This window comes from Paenibacillus jamilae, from assembly GCF_050482105.1.
Lineage (GTDB): Bacteria > Bacillota > Bacilli > Paenibacillales > Paenibacillaceae > Paenibacillus > Paenibacillus jamilae_B.
Genome location: NZ_JBCNHI010000020.1, coordinates 44,776 through 66,087, shown reverse-complemented (window position 1 = coordinate 66,087; position 21,312 = coordinate 44,776). Strand labels below are relative to the sequence as shown.

Genomic DNA, 21,312 nt, shown 5'->3' with positions numbered 1-21,312 from the left:
AATTCCTCCCTTTATCTATCTAGCAGCTGACCAGCCTTCATAATCAGACGATTGTCCAGGTATACATCCGGTCTCTGTACGACTCCGTCAATATGTACACCCGCAGCGACAGTTCCACCAAAGGTATTATTGCTGCCAAAAGCGACGTGGATCGTGCCGTATACTTTTTCGTCCTCTAATACAACGCCCGTGATCCGGGCTTTATCATTCGTTCCGATACCAAACTCCGCCAGCATTCTGCCGTCACCTTCACCGAGCATGTCCAGCAGAGACTGTCCAGCTTCCCCCTCTGCGGCGATCAATCTGCCATTTTGCACTGTCAGCAGCAGAGGCTGTTTTAAGGCACCAATCCCAGCCACAGAACCATCCACCAAAATCTGGCCCTGTGCTGTTCCTTCCAGCGGAGCAATGTACGCTTCACCTGAAGGCAGGTTACCCGATTCGCCGGGATTCAAATACATGCCTGTGCTGGGAACACCGTTGCGCCCTTCTATGGTGAAGTCCAGGCTGTATCCATCCTTTTCAATTCGCACCTGCTTGGCAGCTGTCAGCAATGCAGTCACCTCTTCTGTAAGCGCCTTGACCTTTGGGTAGTCAGCAGCAATAGCCCCATTCATGAACATATCGTCGGTCATGCCAGGCATAGTTGCCAGGCGAGCTCCAGCCGCTGCCGCTTGCTTGCGGGCACTTGTATGGGTCAGCGAGTAGCGGGTGACACATACAACCACATTGGAACGCAACATGGCTTCGGCAACAGGGGCTGGAGGCTCCTCGCCAGATTTGGAGCGTACCTTCATTGTCATAATAGCAGCTTCTGCCCCAAGCGCCTTGCCCGCTTCATAGATGGACTCACCCAACTCTTTTTTATCATCGTCCGTTACCACCAGGAGTGTCTCACCGGCAGTGAGCCCCAAACATTTTTGTAATACATTTTTACTGATTTCAATACGTTGTTGGCTCATATTTCTTACCTCCAATTTCGTTATACCATTTCCGATACCAGCTTGCCGATCAACGCATTGGACAATACAACGGGAACCCCTGCGTAGGTTGCCGCCAGCTCTCGGTGTGCATCCGTATAACCCATACAGTCCAGCACAATTAGGTCTGCTTGATTCCTAAACTGTCCAGCAGCCCGGCGAAATTCTTCCTCACTGCTACTGTAAGGCGAGGCTGCCGCAAACTGGGGATTTAACCCATGAGGACTGAATTTTAGCTTGAGGTTGTCCTTCTGTTCTTCAAGCGGTCCAATCAGTCCCAGTCTTCTTCCGCTGGACATAGCCTTCAGTACAGGAGGAAGCACATGATCTGGCTCAATTAGAAAAGCACCTCGGGTATGCAATCCAGGAAACACGCCGGTACAGAGTAGCAAAATTGTACGAATGCCCTGCTCCTCCATACGTGTGATTGTATCCTGAAGCAACGGCTGAATTTTTTCACGTGAGATGACCACCGACTCCCCGGTCGTCAAGCGTGAAGTTAATACATACTCTCCCGGTGATGGTGATAGATGCTGTTGTATGTAGTTTAACGAGAGTCCATCCAGTGCACCAGCCTGTACCAACTCGGCCCGTCCTTCCAATGCCCTTTCTATAATAGGGGCTACATCTGACCGAGGGGATTGTCCAATCGTAATCATTCCAAGCTTAGGCATTTTGAATCCCTGCTTTCGCTCTTTTTATTTTATGTTAATGTAACTTTCCTACCATAACAATGTTCATTCCGGCCAAAACAAGGACCTATTCCTTGTGCTCACAGGATAAAAAAACAAGAATAGCTTCATAAAACTGCACCCATTATTTCCTCATGAATAGACTGATAACTAACAGAGGATTACCTTTTTCTTCAATTAAAAGTCAAGTGAGGTTCTTATGGCGAAATCCTATACAAAAGCACAGATTCGCAAAATCACCCGTCGTTTCGGTCTGATCCCTTTAAAATCAAGCTTAGTTTCATCACTGTACCGAAAAAATGCAGTCATCCAAGTAAAAACGAGAAAAGGAACTTATGCTTTAAAGCCTTTTAGTCGTTCATCAATGGTTCGTTCAAATACGATTCAACAGATGGAACGAGCAGCGAACTATATAAGGCTTTTAAAAAAGAGAAAGTATACCTACATGCCTACATGGCTTCCCACTCATTCTGGCAAGCTTTGGACACTACATCAAGGAACACCTTTTTATGTAAGTCAGTGGATCAAAGGACGGGGACTGGAAACCACTGAAGATTTCAAAAAACTAGGGCTGGCCCTTGCCACACTTCATGCTGCATCCACCGGCTTGCATCCGATGGAGACAGGAATGTCCTCTCCGACCATTCAACAATTACGAATATGGAAAAACCAGGACCGCCTTTTCCAAAAAAAAATGACAAAAATCAGCCGCCAGAATAAAGAGTACCGCGACTGGTACAACACTCATGGAAAAAACTGTAAACATTTATCCAGGCGTGCATGGAAGGATTTGCAGGACGGATCCATTATAAGACTGCTTCGGGCGGAACGTCGGCACCCCTCCTTGATTCACGGTGATATCACCACCCCGAATGTCATTATTTCAGATGACGGTCACCTGAAAATCATTGATTGGGATCGGGTTAAGATTGGCTCAGTCTATGCTGATTTAGCAAAGGCTCTTATGAATACGACTCAATTCAATCCTGAATTTGTGCAATCCTTGTTGGAGGGATACCAGAGACGCAAGCCACTAAGCCGAACTGAACGGAAGATTGTTACAGCTTTATATAAACTACCACGAGAAGCTTGGCATGCTTCCCGGCATCTGAATCGTTCAAGAGACCGCGAAATCCTAGACAACTGGGATCAGTCGTGGCCTCTTCGATTACAAATCATCCATATTTTGCAGGAATGGGCCCGTGTATAAAAGAAAGTGAGGAGCAAAATGTCGATTTTATCGAACGTTGAGCAAATGTACGGAATCAAAATTCAGCGTAGTCGTCAAATGAAAGACATTCACAAGATTGAAACCGCTAATACAACTTATTGCTTAAAACCTTACAAATTCCCGGAAGAAGAGATTCGTTTTATTACACGTGTCTTGTCGTATCTGGATGAGCGCGGGTTTACACGTAGCCAAAAGGTCTATCCAACCGTACAGCAAACACCTTACATGACCTATGAAGGTGTGTCATATACATTAACTAATTGGATTCATGGACCCAGACCGGAATTTACTAAAAGAATAGATTTCAAAAAGGGAATTGCTACTTTAGCCAAATTCCACACCAGTGCATCAGGCTTTCCTATCACGGAAGCGCCTCCTTCCAGAATCCGTTATGAAGGCTTGAGCGATGAAGTAGCTGGGTATAAAAAACGCCTCATTCATTACAAAGGTACAGCCCATCTCGTGGCTCTTTGTGAAGAAGTATTATATCGTCTACAGCAACCCAAAGTCCGAGAAGCAATCCAGCAGGAGCAAAAAGCGGCTGCATTTATACACGGTGACTATAACTATCCCAATCTGATCAAAGACAGGCAGTTTAAAATCCATTTGATCGACTTTGAAAATTGTTCCCTACATGTACGAATGAAAGATCTCTCTCATCTTCTTCACCGGAATTGTCTTTGGAATGCGACGAAGATGCTGCGTGCGATAGACTTTTATCAGCGATATCGACCATTGAGCACCCAGGATTTGCGTCTGCTTCATGCGTTGTTGATTTCTCCCTATCATGTTGTGCGCAACATCAGAATAGGCGGATTTCGTTCTGCCAAGCGTGTCATTCCGTCGTTGGTGCATCTGAACAAATACCGACGTGAACTTAGATCACTGCTATAATCAGACGGCTTGGAAACTAAGCAAAAAAACAGACCTGGTGATAAGGTCTGTTTTTTTGTGTTCTGACAACCTTCTATGGAAATCGGCATGTTACTAAAAGAATTGATTTGCTGATTGTACCGGTACAATCATTAATTTATAGCATTGTACACAGCATGTCCCCCTCTTACAATGATGCTAAGACTCCATGCTCATTTGTTTCGAGAAGAGATTTGGCAAACTAACAATAGAGGTGACTACACATGTACACCATGACAAAAGAAGAAATAAAAGCTTATTTGAACAGAATCAGAATTCCCGAAGTTCAGCCTCCTACCCTATCCTATTTAGTGGAGCTACATAAGGCACACGTAGAACAGCTTTCATGGCAAACGTTGGACATTTTTGCAAGAAGGCCGGCTGCGATTGGTTTTCAAGAATCTGTTCAACTCATTTTACAAGGGAGAAGTGGTTATTGTTTCCATTTAAATGGCGCCTTTAGTGCACTACTACATTCACTAGGGTACAAAGTTTCTCTGCATCATGCTGGGGTACAGCCTTTAGGAGCTGAGCCACGTATTAATTCATTTCATCTTGGACTAACAGTGAACTTGCTAAATGAGCAGCAAGAAGATGAAGTATGGATTGTCGATGTCGGACTGGGCGATATGCCATATGAGCCTCTTCCACTCCTTATGGGGACTTATGAACAAACCCCACTTCGTTATAAAGTTATGGAATCTGAAGTCGTTACTAAAGGCTGGCGTTTAGAGCATGACCCGCTTGCTTCATTTGTTGGCGTTGATTTTGCCCCTACGGTTGTTCAGAATTTGGAAGAATTCATGCCAAAACATCATTTCTATAGCCGCTCCGTGGAATCTCCATGGTTTAACCTGTTTCTAATTCGCCAAAGACAAGCGTTAGAAGCAAATGAACTGAGAGGATGTATTTGGAAAAAACGCGGGCTAAACGGATTGGAAAAAATAGAGCTGGATAAGAAGTCACAGTGGCTGGAAGTATTGGCAGATGTATTTGGTGAGCCGCTCGTTAACTACAGCCACCAGGAACGAGACGAGTTATGGAAAAGAGTACTTGCGGCTCATATAGAATGGAAAAAAAGCTATGACTGAAACGTTACAATAGAGAAACTTCCAGTTTCACAGGCATACCACTCCAGCTACATCTCACACCACCAGCATTTCCGAGGAGTGCTGCAGCATTTCCAATTCCTTCACCATATTTTCTATCAGCTTGGTGAACGAAGCCAATTCTTCCGAGCTGGAGGCCTGTTGCCGGGCACTGGCTGTTGTGGCAGCGGTTTCGGATTGCACACTGTCAAGCATACGGGCAATATCCAGCACCTTGCGCTGAATTTGCTCCTGTGCTTGCTTTGAATTAGATGCCAGCTTTCGCACTTCCTGCGCCACAACTTGAAACCCCCGTCCTGCTTCCTGCGCATGGGCTGCCTCAATCGCCGCATTCAGCCCTAGCAGATGAGTCTGATCGGACAACTCTCGAATGGTACTGCTCATCTGTTCAATATGCTTAATTTCATCGCTCAATCGCAGTACCAGTTCCTCTGTATGTTCCTGCGAAGAAGCCGTATTGCAGGCACTCTCCGCGATATTATCGGTATTTTCCCTAAGTTCGGCAATCATGCCCGTCAAATTTTGCGCAATTCGGGATACCACAGTCAGCAACTGTGTTTGTTCGTCAGCGAGCTCGTTAATTTGCTCTTTTTCCTTTTCCTGATAAGCTTCCAGCACAAGCTGGGAATCCAGATTGAACATTTTGGAAAGAGAGTGCACAATAGAATACCAATCTTCTACCCCCGAACGCTTTAAAATGTCGACTGCAATATCAAGATAAGCAATGTACGTTCCCAAATAATAATCGGAAGACAATCCGATCCGGGAATGCACCTGTCCCACAAAAAGACGATGTTCGATAAACTGATCGTCTATTTTCCCATCCGCAAGAGAAAGCCAGTATTCACGCTGTGTTTGTTTTAGCCGCTCAATATTCGACCATTTAGAGATAATCGACATAAGATGGGGAACCTTTTCTATATGCTTATAAAAACGATCCACAACCTCATTCACAATAGATTGGAATAACCCCTGATAATGGTGTAATAAAGCCAAATCATCATCAGTTATACCAATATATTGTATCTGTTTTAATCTACTCTCAGCGACATGAATCATAAGTCCCTCCAAATCATAGTTTACATATATTTTACATTACCATAATTATCGGCAAGTTTTTAGAAAATGTTAAAAAAGCAGAAGATTGATTATAACTTTTTTCATAGTAATTTCAGCACAAAAAAAAGAATCCGACCGCACCTGAATTGCCTGTGCTTGCCGGATTCCTTATAGGAAACACGTTGATTAGATATCTTACAGTCTTCGTGTCACCATCCATTTCAATTCATCTGCTTCGTATTGTACATATTTATTTCGCCTTACCGGTTCAGAAGACTACCTACATACCTCAATAGGTCGTTGGCGCTAGCTGCTGTATAGCCATGCTCCTCAATCAGTCGCTTAATGACCTCATTCATCCGTTTGAGCTGATTAGCGTCAGGCGTTTTGGTGGAAGTCGTAATCTTCACAATATCCTTTAAATCGGCGAACAGCTTCTTTTCAATAGCTTCACGTAGCCGATCATGATGATGATACTCAAACTTTCGTCCCTTGCGGGAATAGGCGGAAATTCGGATTAATATTTCTTCACGGAATGCTTTTTTCGCATTTTCCGACACCCCGATTTGTTCCTCGATCGAGCGCATAAGCCGCTCATCCGGGTCAAGTTCCTCATCTGTGAGCGGATCGCGGATTTTCGACCAATTGCAAAAAGCTTCGATGTTATCCAAATAGTTATCAAACAGCGTCTTGGCTGACTCTTCGAAAGAATATACAAAGGCCTTTTGTACTTCTTTTTTTGCTAATTCATCATATTCCTTACGAGCCACGGAAATGAAATTCAGATAACGCTCCCGCTCTTCCTTTGTAATGGAAGCGTGTTGGTCTAGACCATCCTTAATGGCTCGTAAAATATCCAGAGCATTGATGGACTCCACATTTTGCTTAATGAGTGCACTGGAAATACGATTTATGACGTACCTTGGGTCAACCCCGGACATGCCTTCTTCCAGAAACTCATTTTGCATCTCCTTCAGATCGGCTTCCTTATAGCCTTCGACCTCCTCACCGTCATACATCCGCATCTTTTTAACCAGATCCATGCCCTGCTTCTTGGTCTCTTTCAATCGGGTGAGCACGGAGAAAATGGCCGCCGTTCGCAGCGCATGAGGAGCAATGTGAATATGCCGCATGTCACTTTGCTCAACAAGCTTGGCATAAATCTTTTCTTCCTCGGATACTTTCAGATTATAGGGAATTGGCATTACAATCATCCGCGACTGCAACGCCTCGTTCTTTTTATTCGCAATAAAGCTTTTATACTCCGATTCGTTGGTGTGAGCTACGATCAATTCATCTGCACTGATGAGCGCAAACCGTCCAGCCTTGAAATTTCCCTCTTGGGTCAGAGATAATAAATTCCACAAAAATTTCTCATCGCACTTCAGCATTTCCTGAAATTCCATCAGTCCGCGATTCGCTTTATTCAGTTCTCCGTCAAATCGATAGGCGCGCGGATCAGATTCAGAACCATACTCCGTAATGGTGGAAAAGTCGATGCTGCCTGTCAAATCCGCAATATCCTGTGACTTCGGATCAGAAGGACTGAACGTACCTATGCCGATCCGGTTTTCTTCCGATATAAATACCCGCTCCACGCGAACCCTTTCGATGTCGCCCTCAAATTCTGTACGCAGTCTCATCTGACAGGATGGGCACAGATTACCTTCAATACGAACTCCCAGTTCCTTTTCGAATTCGGGACGCAACTCATGAGGAATAAGATGAAGGGGATCTTCATGCATGGGGCAACCCTCTATAGCATACACGGCCCCCTGATCCGTTCTTGAAAACTTCTCCAGACCACGCTTTAGCAAGGTGACCAGTGTCGATTTCCCTCCGCTAACAGGCCCCATCAAAAGGAGGATACGCTTGCGGACATCAAGCCGCCTGGCTGAGGAATGGAAATATTCCTCCACCAGCTTCTCCAGTGCACGATCGAGCCCAAAAATCTCCTGTTCAAAAAATTTATATCGCTTATGTCCCCCAACCTCTTCTACACCAAAAGATTCAATCATTTTGTAAACCCGTGCATGAGCGGTCATCGCCGGTGTCGGGTCTTTCTTGAGTATCTCGATATACTCTCTAAAAGTGCCGTTCCAGGCCAAGCGGTTGCTCTCCGCTCGGTACTCCGCAAGGCGGTCAAAAATATTCATGCTCGGTTCCTCCCATGACTGCGTAATGACTATCCTCCACTCTTGGTGATTATGACTACACTTGTCACGCCTTTCAGGATATGATGCGATCCTCTTAAAAAAAGTGTAATACATACCTATGCAGATTGATTTCAGAATTGACCTATTTTTTGTGACAGGTCTCTAGGCTTTTTCCAAAAACAAAGGGATTCACTGTGCTAAAATAGACAACAACGACGCGGATCTGACGCATTATGGTACAATATAAGCTCGGAATAATGGGATAAAGGAGCGGGAGAATCCATGGCAGTTCGGCATGAGACGGAGCTGTACGCTCCGGTCAAAGCCTTTTTTGAAAACTTGGGATATGAAGTCAAGGGAGAAGTACGCAACTGCGATCTGGTGGGGATTAAGCCAGAGCAGCAAGCGCCACTGATTGTAGAGATAAAAAAGACGTTTAATTTGGCGCTAGTACTGCAAGGGATGCAGCGATTGAAGCTTAGTAGCAATGTATATGTAGCCGTAGAACGGAATCGTGCCAAAAAAGGGGCGGTGAATCAACGCTGGAATGAACTGGTCGGACTGTGCCGCCAATTGGGGCTTGGCCTGCTCACCGTCACGCATTTTAAATCAAAGCCTCCGCTCGTTGAGGTATTGTGTAAGCCCATGGCATCTAGCGATAATGTCCACAAAACGACTGCCGTCCGCCGCGGCTCGCGCAAGGAAAAGCTGCTGCGGGAATTTCACGCACGCAGCGGTGACCACAATGTCGGCGGGAGCACCCGGCGCAAGCTGGTCACCGCCTACCGGGAAAAAGCACTGCGCGTAGCCGCTGCTTTACAGGGCTTGGGGGAAGCCGCCCCGGCGCAGCTCGCCCGTACAGCAGCCGTCAGCGGAGCTGCTGCCGTGCTCCAGCGCAATTACTACGGCTGGTTTGAACGTGTAGCCCGCGGCCGCTATCGGCTGACTCCGTTCGGTGAAGCCGCTTTGAGCGAGTATGCGGAAGTGCTGCAGCAGCAAGGCATTATAACGGCCACTGGAATGGCGGTCGAGTTGAACGAGGGGGATGAGCAATTGCAGATTGCAGAAGCACCCAGCGGTTATTCCTCCATTGCTGCGGAGGCAGAGGATAACTGACCCCCGAAGGTGACTTTTACTAGCTCCGCGCAGTAAATTCACCGATTGTCTCACCGATCAAATTCATGCCCATAAGTAGCTGTTCTCGGCCCGGATGGCTAAAGTTCAGGCGAATATGAGAAGCACCTTCATCGCCAACCGCACACAATGCACCTGGCATAAAGGCTACCCCCTTGGGTAGCGCCGCTTTGAGCAGCAAGGCACTGTCCAGCCCAGCGGGCAACCTCACCCACACATACATCCCGCCAGATGGAATATGATACGTTACGTCTTTCCAAAACGGACGCTTGAGCAGCTCCAGGATTAATTGGAGTCGAGTTGAATACTCCTTGTTCAACATCGCCAAGTGCTCGTGCCAGTGAAATCGCGAATTGGTCAGCAATTGGAACAGCAGCCGTTGATTCATTGTACTGGATTGCATGTCAGCCAGCTGCTTCAAGGCGTACATCCCTTCAATCAGCGGCGCAGGACCAGCCGCCCAACCAGTTCGCAATGCAGGAGCAACTGTTTTATTAAATGAACCGATATATAGCACTTGACCGCCCTGACCCGCATGATCCAGCGCAAATAGTGAGGGATAAGCCTCTGCAAACTTTCGGCTCTGGGCATGCGGACTCTTATCATGGGTTTCGTTTTTTTGCTTAAAATGCAATTCACCGTACGAATCGTCCTCAACCACTAACACCTCATGACGCCTACACAGGTCCAAAATTTCCTGTCGTCTAGCCGCGCTCCATAAGGAGCCTGTTGGATTCGTAAACGTTGGCGTAGCAAAAAAAAGCTTGGGGCGATAACGGATCATTAAAGCTTCAAGCTTATCGGGAATTACGCCCTCCCCATCTGATTCTACAGGAACGATCTGCGCTCCTTGCATGGATAGCACCTGTAAACATCCAGGGGATGTAGGGTTCTCTACCAATACCGGATCACGCTCATCCACCATCAGCCTTACGATCAGGTCAATGGCCTGCTGGCTGCCTGTGGTGAGAAGGATCTGACCTGGCGGCACTCTTACTCCCTTACGCTGTTCCCACTCGCCCGCAAGCCATGCCCGCAACGGAAAATAGCCCTCCGGTTCACCATACTGGAGGGCATCAGGGCCGAAGCCAAACACATCATGAGCCGCTTCTTCCAAAAGTTTCACCGGAAACAGCTCTTGTGCAGGCAATTCTTCAGCCAAAGATATAAAGGAATGTCTTCTCGCATTTTCCCGGATATGACGCACTGGAGAAGCCAACATTGCAGCCGTTCGTGAAGCAAAGGAATATTGCATGAACATCCTCCTTCTCCTGAAAAATAGTCATGATCTCCGGGCTGACGCGTCAAGCATATAACTGCTTCATCTGACGCGCATATAAGGCATAACGTTCAATCGCCTGCGCCCGGCTGGACACACCTAATTTCGCATAAATTTTACGTAAATAATTATCAATGGAGCGCCGGCTAACTTCGATCTCGATAGCAATTTTGTCATATGTAATTCCTTGTACAATACGTTCCATAATGAAAACTTCGGTTTGTGTCAATTCATCAAAAGGCTCAGAAGCCATTAACGGCATAAATGGCCAGTTTCCACAACGCATCCAATCCATTGGTAAAGAAGCAAATCCTTCGCGCAAACCATTGATCAAGTGGATTAACTGGCTCGGTGATGCCTGCTTGGATAGCATTCCATTGGCCCCAAGCGAGATTAACTGCTGAAACAACGTAATATTGTCCTCATCCGTCATAATAACAATATGGCTGTCCGGAGACAAGACCCGCATTTGTGTCAAAAATGGTTCCGCCGTTCCCTCGGGTAATCTATAGTCCATTAAAATAACTTCCGGCCGAATGGAGCAAACCAGCTCCAGGCCTTCTGTGCCGGAGGAAGACATCCCTCTAACAAGCAAATCCTGCTGGTCTTCCAAAATAAGCTTTGTTCCCAGCATACTTGTAGGATGGATATCTATGATGACCACCTGCCATACTTTTCTCATATCTAAACCTCCTGATTTTACAAAAAAAATACATAGTAAGCAAAAATAATCATAAAATTAGGAATTGCTTATGTAGAAATTGCGTAAAGGTGAACGTATAAGAAGCGAAAACGATTTAAGGAAATTGTATCCTAGGACTTCCTTACGACGCAATCTCTTTTTCCAATATTTTTATATGACTATTTCGCTTTTGCGAAATAAATAGGCCCATGATAGAATTGGTACTGCAAATAAAGACTGGAAATTTGATTTTATACGGGAGTTGAAAATCGCATGCAAGCTTCACCTGAACGTCCTCCTGCCGAAGCCCGGCGGAGCAATTCAAGAAAGGGGTTGCCCGTAAAGACTTTTCTGCTATTTTGGTTCATTCTTATTATATTAGGTGCTCTTGCAACCTATCTGTATAGCAATCACTTGAAGCAGCAAATGCTAAACGAAATGCAAACCCATACAGACCAACAGATTCAAGCACTCAAATCCGACTATGAAAAGCAACTGACTACACTTTCCAAGGAAGTTAACGGATTGCAGGGTAAGGTTCAGTCCTTCAACGAATTACTGACCTTTACGAAGGATAATGCGAATAACAAGACCGATAATAGCAATAAGCTGTATACCCAATTAAATGAAGTCAAGCAGCAACTCAATACACTTCAGAAAAAAATGGACTTGCTAAAATGAATGTAGATGCAAAGCTAGTAAACCGGTTCTTTATGTTGGCCCTTGCTCCTTTTATCGGTTTGTTAGGGTGTATTTTGTTAGTGCATCCCCCTTTAAGCTTTCCCAAGTCTACTTCTCCAAGTCTGCAAAAAGCCGAAATCACTCTACAAACGCAATCTGTAGACAAGCAGCTTGATGAAGCCAAGCAAACAGCAACGTACACCTTATCTACGATTCGCCGGACATCCGAGCTCTACAAACAAACAACCCAAACGATGAATCAGCTTGTCGTGACGGCCTCTACGCAGTCCAAGCGACCGGCAGTCATCTATAATCGGCGCATTACCTCTAAACTGGGGGTTCCCTATGACCGAGTAGATAGCAACCGGATTACCATTGAATTGTTTAAGGTAAACCCGGGAATTTATCACGGATACGCCATGAAGGTCAAACTTAAAGATCCTACAGCAATGAAAATGTCTTTGGGAAATGACAAATTGGGTGGCTCAGAAACGACCATGCGTGCAGTCTTAAGACACGGAGCTATTGCAGGTATCAACGCAGGCGGCTTTGCAGATGGAGACGGCAAACGCTATCCATTAAGCACCACTGTCCTGAACGGCCGCTACCTTACTGGCTTTCAATCAAGTTTCAAGGACTTGTCATTCATTGGCTTGAGTAACGATGGCAAGCTTATTGGGGGCAAATTTTACACTCAAGGTGCTCTTGACAGCTTAAAGCCTGCCTTTGGAGCTACCTTCGTTCCCGTTCTGCTGCAAAGGGGACAAAAAGTGCCTATTCCCGAAAAATGGAAAGTTTCTCCCAAGCGGGCTCCACGTACGGTTATTGGCAGCTATAAAGATGATCAGTTGCTCATTATTGTCGTAGACGGCTACAATGAAAGTGGGGGTTCAGGCGCAACGCTCGAAGAACTCCAAGGGAAGATGTACAATCTGGGTGTTCAAGATGCTTATAATTTGGACGGTGGCGGTTCATCATCTCTTATACTAAACGGTCGAGTCGTAAACAAACCATCAGATGGTAATTTGCGTCCAGTCCCTACTCATTTTTTGTTCTATAAATAGTTATGTGTACACTACTATCAAATTAAATATGCTGGCCAAGGTACAGCCCTATCCGAAAAAAAGCATCACGAGCGAATGTCGTGATGCTTTTGCCTCATTTAGGAGGAGTACTGTGTCATTTCTGTCAGGCATTGAGCGCAAATATAACGTTCTTTGAAATCGTTCACTTGTTCTATTGAGCCACAGAATACACATTTTGGACGATAACGCTCCAAAATAATATGGTCACCCTGAACCAAAATTTCGACAGGATCTCCCTCATTCATTTGATATCTTTTACGCAGTGACTTAGGCAGAACTATTCTCCCCAACTGATCAACTTTACGTACCACACCGGCAGGTTTCATCGTGATCGTACACCTCTCCTATTGAGTAATGAATTACAATTTTCTTCCCATGCGAAAAACTAGGTACAAAGACACTATTCTTTATGTAGTATTCGCTGTCTTTTTGTCGAATCCTGCTGACCACAGGAAATTTTATTACATTTTTTCATAAAATCATGAACCATATCAAAGTATGGTACAGAATGTCTGTAATATTTTTATCGACCGGAAAGCCAATTATCATTAGCTTTCATTGAGATTTTTCGCAAATTTATAACCATGAATCCTTTATTTTTGCTCTACTGTCATATACATTTGAGCTATAATAGTGCAACTTTTATTACCAACTAAGGTCCTGGTTCTTTATTCGCATTTATACTTGTCACTTGATGTTTATTACGATAAACCTGGGAAATCCAATTGTCTCAGCGCTTCGTATACGATAATCGCAGCGGAATTCGACAAGTTTAGAGATCTTACTTTATCTGACATAGGCATCTTGATACAAGTATCGGGATTAGCAGCTAGCAGCTCAGGAGGTAAACCTTTCGTTTCTTTACCAAATACCAAAAAGTCTCCATCCTGAAATTCAATATCGTTATAGTACTGTTTTGCTTTTGTGGTCGCATAAAAAAAGCGACCTCCTTGATATTTCTCTTGTACTTCAGCAAAAGACTCGTGATATTCAATGTGGACAGCATACCAATAATCAAGCCCCGCCCGTTTTAACGTGGCGTCATCAGTACGGAAGCCCAGTGGCTTAACCAGATGCAGATGAGTTCCGGTTGCAGCACACGTTCTAGCAATATTCCCTGTGTTAGCTGGGATTTCCGGCTCGACAAGCACAATATGTAACGGCATCAGTATTCGTTCCTTTCATCAATAAATTCATCAGAAAATGACCTAAAGTCCAATCAAAATGTGCATACTGAAAACATACACATTTTCATTTTAACAAAATTAGAAGGATATAGACATCAAACGACAAAAAAATATCAATTTCCCTACACCACTAAAAGCCTTCCCCTATACACATTCGGGGAAGGCTTTGTCTTTACTTTTTCGATTTTAAATACCGTGTATCGAAATATATGTCCTTATAATCAACTGTTACGTTGCTTGAATCCATCCATAAATTCAGCTAATGCCTGACAGTTCTCTAATGGAACCGCATTGTAGATCGAAGCGCGAAGCCCTCCTACACTGCGATGCCCCTTCAATCCGATGAAACCGGCTTGCTCGGATTCTTTAATAAATTGTTTTTCCAGATCCTCATTCGCAAGGCGGAAGGTTACGTTCATAATAGAGCGATCAGCGCTGTCCACACAACCACGATAGAAGCCTTCACTTCTGTCAATACGGTCATATAGCAGAGCAGCTTTCTGCTGATTCAAACGCTCAATGCCTTCTAAACCGCCTTCTTCTTGGATCCATTTCAGCACTTCATTCACCATGTATATGGCAAAGGATGGGGGAGTATTGTAGAGAGAGTTATTCTTTTCATAAGTGCTGTAACGCAGCATCGTAGGAATATTAGCTGGTGAGGAAGCCAACAGCTCTTCACGGGCAACCACGACCGTTACACCAGAAGGTCCCAGATTTTTTTGTGCGCCAGCATAAATCAATCCAAATTGAGTAACATCAAAAGGCTTGCAAAAAATATCACTGGACATGTCCACAATCAGCGGTACGGAACCCGTATCTGGGAATTGCTTAAATTGTGTACCTTCAATCGTCTCATTGGACGTCATGTGCACATATGCAGTATTCTCAGGCAAGTCCAAGGAATCCACATTCGGAAGACGCATGTATTTCTCATCAGCGGAGGAGGCGGCAATGTGAGCCTTGCCCAATAGCTTAGCTTCTTTATATGCCTTGTCCGACCAGCTGCCTGTCATGACATAGCTTCCGATCTGTCCTTCGCCTAAGAAATTTAAAGGCAGCATGGCAAACTGCGTGCTTGCGCCCCCTTGCAAGAACAACACCTTGTAGCCTTGTGGATTGCCCAGCAGAGATAGCAGACGTTCCTGCGCTTCATTATGGACAGATTCATACACGGCTCCACGGTGAGACATTTCCATGATGGACATCCCTGTCCCTTGGAAATCTACGAATTCAGCTTGTACACGTTCCAGTACTTTGAGCGGCAATGCCGCTGGTCCTGCATTAAAATTGTAGGCTCTCTTACTCAACAATTTCCCATCCCTTCTCTACTCTGGTGTGGATATTATCGCTATGATAGCAGTATTCATAAATGCGTTCAATACTTGTATAAAAATGTTTCCGATTTCCTTTATGATGTGACAAAGCTGTGAATGTTAATATATTTAACATCTTTATTTTGTAATATCCATCTTTATGATAAAAGGCCTCCGGCATAAGACCGGAGACCTATCTTGAACAACAGCTATTCCCCGCAGGCTAATGAGTGTTATTCCAATCTGCTATGCTATCGATGTAGTATTAGCAGTCAAAATACAAGCTGTATTCATGTGGATGAACACGGATATTCACAGATTTAGCTTCAGAACGTTTGAACTCTACATAGTTATCGATAAAGTCCTTCGTGAATACGCCGCCCTCAGTCAGGAATTCGTAATCGGCTTCCAGAGCGTCCAGAGCTTCATCCAGTGTACCAGGCACACTGCGGATTTTGCCTTTTTCAGCGTCAGACAGCTCATAGATGTTGGTATCGAGTGGACCATAGCCCAATTCGACCGGGTTCAGTTTGCGCTTGATTCCATCCAGACCCGCCATCAGCATTGCTGAGAAAGCAAGGTAAGGGTTAGCTGTGGAGTCCGGCGTACGGAACTCGATCCGACAGCCTTTAGGAGTAACAGCCGCCACTGGAATACGTACAGCCGCAGAACGGTTACCTTTGGAGAATACCAGGTTAACTGGCGCTTCATAGCCAGGAACGAGACGTTTAAACGAGTTGGTGCTTGGGTTTGTCAAAGCGATCAGCGCAGGTGCATGGTACAGAATACCACCAATGTAATGAAGAGCCATTTCGCTCAGGTTAGCATAACCACCTTTTTCGTAGAACAAAGGAGTATCGCCGTCGAAAATAGATTGGTGAACGTGCATACCACTTCCGTTGTCCCCGAAAATTGGTTTTGGCATGAATGTTGCCACTTTACCAAATTGACGAGCTGTGTTGTGTACAATGTATTTATAAACGAGCAGGTTGTCTGCTGTTTTCTTGAGTGTATCAAAACGGAAGTTGATTTCCGCTTGGCCTGCTGTAGCTACCTCATGGTGATGGCGCTCAATTCTCAGACCTGCTTCTTCAAGCAAACGGCACATTTCACTACGAATGTCTTGTTGGGTGTCTACTGGAGCTACAGGTACATAACCGCCCTTCACTCCCACTTTAAAGCCCAGGTTGCCGCCTTCTTCCTTACGGTTCGTGTTCCAAGCTGCTTCCTCGGAATCTACGAAGAAGGAGGAGCTGTTCATGCCGCTTTCGTAGCGAACATCATCAAAGATGAAAAATTCAGATTCAGGTGCAAAGAAGGCTGCTGTGCCCACTCCTGCGGATTGCAGAAATTCCTCAGCTTTTTTGGCAATACCACGAGGGTCACGGTCATATTTTTCGCCGTCTGGCGTAGCAATGTCACACAGGATATTCAGTGTAGGATGCTGAGTGAAGGGATCGATAAAAACCGCTTCTGGATCGGGCAGCATAACCATGTCGGATTCCTCGATGCCACGATAGCCGGGAATGGAAGAACCGTCGAAAGCAACACCGTTAACAAATGTTTCTTCATCTACTTCGGAAGCTGGCAATGAAATATGGTGAGCACGACCAGACAAATCTACAAAACGAAAATCTACCCACTCAATATTATTTTCCTGAATTGTTTTCAATACGTTTTCAACGGACATGTCTTCTTCCTCCCAATTTTTCCGAACATTAAGTCTTATACAACCCTGAAATGTTCATGATCGAATGTTTTTTTCTGTCGTCATTATAAATCTCAAACATGACACGGGTCAATAGCTATGTAAGGTATTTTTTAAACTAATGTTAGATATTCTTACGCCCTTGATAACATTTGAACAATACAAAAAGCCCGAAACATCGGGCTTTTAGGTGAATTTGCTCTTATTTACTGTGTTACAGTAAAACTTTTATGCATTAATGTCAATGATTAACTTTAAGAAACAGAACTAGGTGTATGGAATGTTTTACCAATCGCAGGAGCTAACAATTCCAAATCTTTCAGTAAATCTGCAAATTGATCCGGGAATAGAGACTGTACACCATCACCCGTCATCGAGTTGTCAGGGTCTGTGTGCATTTCAATAATCAAACCATCCGCTCCAGCAGCTACTGAAGCCTTCGTCATAGGAACAACCAATTCACGTCTACCTGTACCATGGCTAGGGTCGGAAATGACCGGCAAATGGCTCAACTGTTGCAAAACAGGGATCGCAGACAAATCAAGCGTATTTCTCGTGTAGGTTTCGAATGTACGGATACCGCGCTCACACAACATAACGTTCGGGTTGCCGCCTGCCAAGATGTACTCGGCAGCATTCAGGAATTCGTCGTAAGTCGAACTAAAACCGCGCTTGAGCAATACAGGCTTACCGCAAGTTCCCAGCTTGCGCAGCAGATCGAAATTTTGCATATTACGTGTACCTACTTGCAAAATATCAGCGTATTCTGCACAGATGTCTACGTATTCAGGTGTCATGACCTCTGTGATAGTCAAGAGATCGTGCTTCTGGCCCGCCTCAGCCATCATGATTAAACCTTCTACACCCGTTCCTTGAAAGCTGTATGGCCCCGTACGTGGCTTAAAAGCACCTCCACGAAGGACTTGCGCGCCTGCAGCTTTGACCAATCCGGCAATTTCATCGATCTGTGCAGCAGACTCAACAGCACATGGTCCCCCCATAACGACAAGCTCGCCCCCGCCGATATTTACACCTTTGATGGAAATCACCGTATTTTCCGGATGAAAGTCACGGCTGGCCAATTTGTAAGACTTCGATATTTTAACTACATTTTCTACACCTTTCATTTGGCGTAGATGTTCTGCGAGCTTCGGCTCTACGCTACCAATCAATCCGATGATCGTACGATCCGATCCTCGCGATACATGAGCCTGCAATCCTTCATTTTCAATCACTTCAACAATAGCCTGGATATGTTCTTCAGGTGTTTGAACACCAGCGATAACGATCATTTTTTTCTTCCTCTCTATAAACCATATTTTATTATCCACATAGAAATGATATTATGACACTTAGACGCTTGTTCGCTTTTAAGCTTTTATTCGTTAAAGAAACTATACCTGTTTTAACTTGACTCGTCAAGGTTTAATTACCCCAAAGTGTTTTAATTTTGATTTAGTAAAGCTGATCCATTGAATAATATAGGTCCTTAGACAATTTGAAAAGCCGCTACCCGGATGTTTGTATCCGAATAGCGGCTATAATCAATCTCATACTATTTCGTCGTTTTTGACTTTTCTCGTACAGGAGGCAGCAACTTTTTCATATCAATGGTTCGTTGAATCTCCCATGTTTCTGGGTTATTCGCATCATACTGTTCCAAATACGTAATGACCTCTTTGGTAATCAGCGTAGGTGTTGAAGCTCCGGAGGTTACAGCTACTTTAGTTATACCCTCTAGCCACTCCCTCTTCAGCTCGGTTACATCAGAAATACGATAAGCCGTTGTACCAGCTATCTCCTCCGACACCTGAGCCAATCGGTTTGAATTGTTGCTTCGCGGGTCACCAACAACGATTACCAAATCCGCCTGTCCTGCCTGCTCAGCTACCGCTTCCTGCCGTACCTGCGTCGCCAAACAGATTTCATTGTGTATCTCGGCACCTGGGTACTTCTCCAGCAGCTTCTTCATAATGTGCTTGATATCCCATTGACTCATGGTCGTCTGATTCGTAATCAGGATTTTGTCTGCTGACAGTGTAAGACTGTCAATCTCTTCTACCTTTTCAATCAGATGAACATGGTCAGGTGCAATCCCCATTGCTCCTTCTGGCTCTGGATGATTCTTTTTGCCAATATAAATAATCTGATAGCCTTCGGCAGACTTCTCCCGAATCAGATCATGTGTCTTCGTTACGTCAGGGCAGGTTGCGTCAACCGTAGTCAACCCCTTGTCCCGCGCCAGCTTGCGAACCTCTGGTGATACACCATGAGCCGTGAAGATGACAGTACCGCTCTCTACCTGGCTTAAAATCTCCATGCGGTTCGGTCCGTCCAATGTAATAATCCCTTCATCTTCAAAGGAATTGGTAACATGACTGTTATGAACAATCATGCCTAGTATATAAATAGGCCGGGGTAAATCCAAATTTCTGGCTGCCTGACGAGCCAACACCATGGCATCGACTACGCCGTAGCAGTAACCCCGGGGCGAAATTCTGAGTACCTCCAAAAATAGCCCCCGCTTTCTTCGACACAGTATACAGCCCCAATCACTGGACAGCTGTGGGCTTAATGCCTCTACCGGCCAATTCTATGATGTAGTTACCCTCCTATTATAGCCTATTCCAAAGGTGCGGAAAAGCTGACCGGAAGCCAAATAACAAAGGTCGTTCCTTCCCCTCGGCGTGTAACCACTTCCACAGACCCCTGATGTTCATCAATAATCCACTTGGCAATAGATAATCCCAAGCCAATTCCCTCCGTCACACCACGTGACTCATCTGCCCGGTAAAACCGATCAAAAATAAAAGGAACCTCGCTTTTGTCCATTCCAATACCCGTATCGCTGATCCGTAGCCCCACCTGTCCCTGATATACTACCGCATCAAATCGGACTGTACCCTCAGGGGTATATTTAAATGCATTATCAATGAAAATGAATAGCATTTGCTGCAAGTAATCTTTGCTTCCGTCCATATAAACACCATTCAACAACGAAAAGTCGCCCACATTCCATTCGGCCGTTCGCTCCAAAAACTGCGCACGACGGGCAACCTCGTTTACGAGCGGCTCCAGCGCAACAGGCACCTTGTCGAACGTTTTGCCCGTGTCCGCTCTCGCGAGTGACAACATATCGTTCACCAAGCGGCTCATTCGCTTGCCTTCATCCGCCATGTCATTCAGCGCCTCCATGGAAAGCTCACGAATCATGGCTTCATCCATATTCGGCCGCTCTCCCGGTTCGGTTGTCCACATTTTGAGCAGAAAATCAACGTTGCCACGAATCGTCGTCAAGGGCGTACGCAGTTCATGGGAAGCATCGGCCACAAAGCGACGCTGCGCACCATATGCATCTTCAAGCTCCTTGTAAAAAACTTCTGTACGCCCCAGCATGTTGTTAACCGTCCCGATCAATTGTCCAATCTCATCTGGTGGACCGTCATATTCAATCCGAACACTCAAATCATTACTCGATTGAATCTGATTGGCCCCCTCAATGACCTTGACCAGCGGCTTCATAGATTTGCGGGCCAGGAAGAGACCAGAGGTCGCAGCAGCGAGCAAAGCAAATAAGGAACCGTACACAAGCACATTTTGTAACCTGTTCATGAGTCGGTCCTGAGAGCCCGTGAATTGCCCTACCTGTAGTAGCCCAACTACCAAGCCCAGCTCCTCGGATTTGATCGGCTGTTGATAAATCATAAAGGAATCCCCGTTTACGTTCACACGCCGAATTCCCTCATTTTGAACTGCTCCTGTCGCTGTAGACGGAACAGGGAAGGTGATATTGAGGTCTTTCATATTTTGGGTTGTTTTGGTTACACCGGACGTGTAATTGTAAATTTGGACATATAGCTGTGAATCATCTATTCCACGCCCCTGCTCCAATCCCAGATCCAGATTAGGGACCTCAAACAAGCCTCCTTTTATAATAAGGCGTAATTGCTTGTTAATCTGTGGCGCCTGAGTCATAAGCTGACTTTTCACTTCATTATATGTGTAGTAATATACTAGTCCGTAAATAGCCAGACCAAAAATGACAAGCACTATAGCCAAGATGCTCGAATACCAAGCTGTCAGCCGCCACCGAATAGACAT

19 protein-coding genes are annotated in these 21,312 nt (G+C 45.2%); 6 read left to right on the top strand and 13 right to left on the bottom strand.

Annotated elements, in window-relative coordinates; translation table 11 throughout:
* Nucleotides 1-11: 11 nt before the first annotated feature.
* Nucleotides 12-962 carry an aminopeptidase gene (locus tag ABEW32_RS19130; RefSeq protein WP_430190695.1) on the bottom strand — a complete coding sequence of 317 codons (951 nt, stop codon included), beginning with the start codon at nt 960-962 and terminating at the stop codon, nt 12-14.
* A 20-nt stretch (nt 963-982) separates the two neighbouring features.
* A complete protein-coding gene (locus ABEW32_RS19125) occupies nt 983-1,654 on the bottom strand; it encodes an AroM family protein (RefSeq protein WP_430190692.1) in 672 nt (223 codons plus the stop codon).
* 217 nt (nt 1,655-1,871) lie between these two features.
* On the opposite strand from ABEW32_RS19125, the gene ABEW32_RS19120 reads away from it, so the two are divergent.
* From ABEW32_RS19120 to ABEW32_RS19110, 3 genes are all read left to right on the top strand, one after another.
* Nucleotides 1,872-2,882 (top strand): phosphotransferase, encoded by a 1,011-nt coding sequence (locus ABEW32_RS19120; protein ID WP_430190690.1) that lies wholly within the window; start codon nt 1,872-1,874, stop codon nt 2,880-2,882.
* Nucleotides 2,883-2,900: 18 nt separating this feature from the next.
* Nucleotides 2,901-3,797: a phosphotransferase gene (locus ABEW32_RS19115; RefSeq protein ID WP_430190687.1), complete on the top strand. Its 897-nt coding sequence runs from the start codon at nt 2,901-2,903 to the stop codon at nt 3,795-3,797.
* Between the two features lie 242 nt (nt 3,798-4,039).
* Nucleotides 4,040-4,906 (top strand): arylamine N-acetyltransferase family protein, encoded by an 867-nt coding sequence (locus ABEW32_RS19110; RefSeq protein ID WP_430190685.1) that lies wholly within the window; start codon nt 4,040-4,042, stop codon nt 4,904-4,906.
* 54 nt (nt 4,907-4,960) lie between these two features.
* Here ABEW32_RS19110 and ABEW32_RS19105 read toward each other — a convergent pair whose 3' ends face one another.
* Together ABEW32_RS19105 and ABEW32_RS19100 are read right to left on the bottom strand one after the other, a co-directional pair.
* Complete coding sequence (locus ABEW32_RS19105) at nt 4,961-5,983, bottom strand: protoglobin domain-containing protein (RefSeq protein ID WP_430190682.1); 1,023 nt, start codon at nt 5,981-5,983, stop codon at nt 4,961-4,963.
* 260 nt (nt 5,984-6,243) lie between these two features.
* A complete protein-coding gene (locus tag ABEW32_RS19100; RefSeq protein ID WP_430190680.1) occupies nt 6,244-8,139 on the bottom strand; it encodes a PrkA family serine protein kinase in 1,896 nt (631 codons plus the stop codon).
* A gap of 282 nt (nt 8,140-8,421) precedes the next feature.
* Here ABEW32_RS19100 and ABEW32_RS19095 point away from each other — a divergent pair, with 282 nt between their 5' ends.
* Nucleotides 8,422-9,255: a DUF2161 domain-containing phosphodiesterase gene (locus tag ABEW32_RS19095; protein WP_430190677.1), complete on the top strand. Its 834-nt coding sequence runs from the start codon at nt 8,422-8,424 to the stop codon at nt 9,253-9,255.
* Between the two features lie 19 nt (nt 9,256-9,274).
* Here the strand turns inward: ABEW32_RS19095 and ABEW32_RS19090 are convergent, their stop codons facing one another.
* Together ABEW32_RS19090 and ABEW32_RS19085 are read right to left on the bottom strand one after the other, a co-directional pair.
* A complete protein-coding gene (locus ABEW32_RS19090) occupies nt 9,275-10,528 on the bottom strand; it encodes an aminotransferase-like domain-containing protein (RefSeq protein WP_430190674.1) in 1,254 nt (417 codons plus the stop codon).
* A 49-nt stretch (nt 10,529-10,577) separates the two neighbouring features.
* Entirely contained in the window at nt 10,578-11,234 is a 657-nt protein-coding gene (locus ABEW32_RS19085) for a response regulator (protein WP_430190672.1), read from the bottom strand.
* A gap of 273 nt (nt 11,235-11,507) precedes the next feature.
* On the opposite strand from ABEW32_RS19085, the gene ABEW32_RS19080 reads away from it, so the two are divergent.
* Nucleotides 11,508-11,915, top strand: coding sequence for a hypothetical protein (locus ABEW32_RS19080; RefSeq protein WP_430190670.1), 408 nt, complete (start codon nt 11,508-11,510; stop codon nt 11,913-11,915).
* Nucleotides 11,912-12,979, top strand: a complete 1,068-nt coding sequence (locus tag ABEW32_RS19075) for a phosphodiester glycosidase family protein (RefSeq protein ID WP_430190668.1) — start codon at nt 11,912-11,914, stop codon at nt 12,977-12,979. The genes ABEW32_RS19080 and ABEW32_RS19075 overlap by 4 nt, the downstream gene beginning before the upstream one ends.
* A 98-nt stretch (nt 12,980-13,077) precedes the next feature.
* Here ABEW32_RS19075 and ABEW32_RS19070 read toward each other — a convergent pair whose 3' ends face one another.
* The 7 genes from ABEW32_RS19070 to ABEW32_RS19040 all read right to left on the bottom strand — a co-directional run bounded on the left by ABEW32_RS19070 (nt 13,078) and on the right by ABEW32_RS19040 (nt 21,312).
* Entirely contained in the window at nt 13,078-13,326 is a 249-nt protein-coding gene (locus ABEW32_RS19070; protein WP_014599574.1) for an AbrB/MazE/SpoVT family DNA-binding domain-containing protein, read from the bottom strand.
* 375 nt (nt 13,327-13,701) lie between these two features.
* Nucleotides 13,702-14,166: a tRNA (uridine(34)/cytosine(34)/5-carboxymethylaminomethyluridine(34)-2'-O)-methyltransferase TrmL gene (gene trmL, locus ABEW32_RS19065; RefSeq protein WP_430190665.1), complete on the bottom strand. Its 465-nt coding sequence runs from the start codon at nt 14,164-14,166 to the stop codon at nt 13,702-13,704.
* A gap of 242 nt (nt 14,167-14,408) precedes the next feature.
* Nucleotides 14,409-15,500 carry a 3-phosphoserine/phosphohydroxythreonine transaminase gene (gene serC / locus ABEW32_RS19060; protein WP_430190663.1) on the bottom strand — a complete coding sequence of 364 codons (1,092 nt, stop codon included), beginning with the start codon at nt 15,498-15,500 and terminating at the stop codon, nt 14,409-14,411.
* A 268-nt stretch (nt 15,501-15,768) separates the two neighbouring features.
* Nucleotides 15,769-17,193 (bottom strand): type I glutamate--ammonia ligase, encoded by a 1,425-nt coding sequence (gene glnA, locus ABEW32_RS19055; protein ID WP_430190661.1) that lies wholly within the window; start codon nt 17,191-17,193, stop codon nt 15,769-15,771.
* Nucleotides 17,194-17,465: 272 nt separating this feature from the next.
* Nucleotides 17,466-18,503 (bottom strand): 3-deoxy-7-phosphoheptulonate synthase, encoded by a 1,038-nt coding sequence (gene aroF, locus ABEW32_RS19050; protein ID WP_430190659.1) that lies wholly within the window; start codon nt 18,501-18,503, stop codon nt 17,466-17,468.
* A 263-nt stretch (nt 18,504-18,766) separates the two neighbouring features.
* Nucleotides 18,767-19,723 (bottom strand): 4-hydroxy-3-methylbut-2-enyl diphosphate reductase, encoded by a 957-nt coding sequence (locus tag ABEW32_RS19045; protein WP_430190657.1) that lies wholly within the window; start codon nt 19,721-19,723, stop codon nt 18,767-18,769.
* Between the two features lie 110 nt (nt 19,724-19,833).
* Nucleotides 19,834-21,312 carry a sensor histidine kinase gene (locus ABEW32_RS19040; protein ID WP_430190655.1) on the bottom strand — a complete coding sequence of 493 codons (1,479 nt, stop codon included), beginning with the start codon at nt 21,310-21,312 and terminating at the stop codon, nt 19,834-19,836.